This is a genomic window from Bacteroidota bacterium, assembly GCA_038746285.1.
In the GTDB taxonomy this organism is placed as follows: domain Bacteria; phylum Bacteroidota; class Rhodothermia; order Rhodothermales; family JANQRZ01; genus JANQRZ01.
In genome coordinates, this window is record JBCDKT010000110.1 from 1 (window position 1) to 2,331 (window position 2,331).

At 69.2% G+C, this 2,331-nt stretch carries 3 protein-coding genes; 1 reads left to right on the top strand and 2 read right to left on the bottom strand.

Annotation, left to right across the window (positions count from 1 at the left end; translation table 11 throughout):
• Positions 1–279: phosphoglucosamine mutase (locus tag AAGI91_17620; protein ID MEM1044432.1), on the top strand; the 279-nt coding region annotated here is incomplete at its 5' end.
• 347 nt (positions 280–626) lie between these two features.
• On the opposite strand, the gene AAGI91_17625 is transcribed toward AAGI91_17620, so the two are convergent.
• Together AAGI91_17625 and AAGI91_17630 are read right to left on the bottom strand one after the other, a co-directional pair.
• Positions 627–1,385 carry an NRDE family protein gene (locus AAGI91_17625; protein MEM1044433.1) on the bottom strand — a complete coding sequence of 253 codons (759 nt, stop codon included), beginning with the start codon at positions 1,383–1,385 and terminating at the stop codon, positions 627–629.
• Between the two features lies 1 nt (position 1,386).
• A partial coding sequence (locus AAGI91_17630; GenBank protein ID MEM1044434.1) for a COX15/CtaA family protein occupies positions 1,387–2,331 on the bottom strand: 945 nt, incomplete at its 5' end.

Genomic DNA, 2,331 nt, shown 5'->3' on the forward strand with positions numbered 1-2,331 from the left:
ATCCGCGCCGACCTGCCGAGCTACGCGATCGCCAAGCACAAGGTGCAGCTCACCGACGACCTCGACGCCGACGCCCTCCTCGGGGCGCTCGCCGCGCGCTACGCCGGCGGCCGGGTCTCGACCGAGGACGGCGTGAAGGTGAATCTCGATGAGGGCTGGGCGCACGTCCGCACGTCCAACACCGAGCCCATCCTGCGCGTCTACACCGAGGCGGCCTCCCCCGAGGCGGCGGACGCGCTGGCCGAGCGGTTCGAGGGAGAGTTGCTGGAAGGATCGTGATTGGAAAGAAGCCGAGGTTCTTCCATGCTCACGGTCCCTCTCATTCTGCTAACCTTCCTCTACTCAGCAGCATGCGCAGGCGCATGGGTTGGCTTGCATTGGAGGGGCGAGAGCGTCGTCAGCATTCTGGCATTTCTTGCAGTGCCTGCTGTTGGGCTCGTGCTGATAACCGACTCATGGAGCGAGCCCGAGATGGCTTGGTTTGCTTCGATACTCGGATTTCTCTGGGGCCTTGTCGGACTTCTTGCAATAAAGCTGGCACGTCGAACTCTTTCAGTTCGCAAAGTGTGGCGTGTACTGAAGCACCTTGGAATCGTCCTATGTGCTCTTTGGCTGCTTTAGAGACTCTACAGTTCAACCCTGAGGCGTACCACCCCCGCCTCGGTGCCGTCGGGCGCCCACGTCCGCTCTGCCGCCTCGAGGCGGCCGTCGCGGCCGATGACGAGGGCGGTGCTCACGCGCGTCCCGTAGTCTGACGTCACGATGCGCATCGGCGCGAGGCGGCGTTCCCACTCCATCCCGATGTCTGTGTCCGGCAGCGCCGCGTCCGGCGGCTGGTGGCGGTCGTCGAGGAGGTCGAGCAGCATGTCGAGGTCCGCGCCCGCCTCGGTGGCGGCGCGAAAGGCGGCTCGGCCGCGCTCGACCTTCGGCCAGGGCACGTCGAGGCGGTCGTTCGAGAGGCCGTACACGCCCGGACCCAGTTCGGTCGGCTGGTCGCTCCGCGTCGAGACGACGCAGACCGCCCCGGCGTCGGCGAGGACGAGGTTGAAGCCGTCGTAGCGGTCGCGCGCGGCGTGCACCGAGGCGGCGGTTTCGGTCGCCGAGGTGGATCCGCGCAGGAAATCTGCTACGAGGTGGCCGCGCGAACGCTCCGCCCGCCTCGGGGCCTGCGGGTCGCGGACATTCGTGAGGGCGGCCCAGCGGCCGTCGTGCGTCGTGCCCATCCACGTGCCCCCGGCCTCCAGGTCACGACCGGCGAGGACATTCGGGGCGTCGGCCCACCACGTCATCTGGGCCGCCGGCCGGGCCCAAAACTCGTCGCGGTTGGCCGCCACCACGAGGCGGACGTCCGGCCTCGGGTCGACGGCGAACAGCAGCAGGCACACGTCAGCCTGCGAGGACCGGCTCGCGCGCTGGCTCCGCCTCGGGGACGGCCAGTGCCTCGGTCGTGTAGACCACGAGGCCGATCCAGATCAGGTTGGTGACCAGCAGGTGGATGATCTGCATCCAGATCGGGGCCATCAGCCACACGTTGAGCGCGCCGAGGGCCATCTGGGCCACGAACAGCCCGAGCACGCCCATCCCGAGCTGCGTCACCTGCAGGGTGGCCCGGCGGTTGACCCACACGGCCGCGCCGAGGATGGCGAGCACCACAAACGCCATCGTCGGGTGGAAGACGCGCGCGGCGATGAGCGTCGCGACGACGGCGTTGGTCTCCGGGCTCAGGCCGCCGCCGAGGATGAGCGTGTCGCCGAGCGCGGTCACCGCTCCTCCGGCACTCAGGATGACCGTGGCGATGAGCGTCGCGACCAGCGACACCGACCGGGCCGAGAGGCGCCACCTCGGGGTCGAGCCGCCCTCCGCCCACCACGCGGTGAGGGTGATCGCGGCGACGAGGAATAGCGTGTTCGTGAGGTGCGCCGCCATCCAGACCGCGCGCCCGATCGAGGCGTTGTAGGCGACGTACTCGAAGAGCACGAGCCCGGCGCCGATGGCCGCCTCGACGACCATGAAGAACACCGAGGCGGCGGCGGCCTTGCGCACCGGCGAGCCCGGCCCGAAGTGCCGCCACGCCAGCCACATCAGCACGAACACGGCCGGCAGCGCGAGCCCGCTCGTGAGCCGGTGCCCGAACTCGACGATCGTGTTGAAGGTCGGGTCGGTGGGGATCACCTCGCCGTTGCAGAGCGGCCAGTGGTCGCCGCAGCCGGCGCCCGACCCCGAGGCGCGCACGAAGGCGCCCCACAGGATCACGAGGATCGTGTAGCCGAGGACGCCCCAGGCGAACTTCTGGACCGTCCGGTTGTCGTCGAGTCTCTGGTCGTCAGTCTC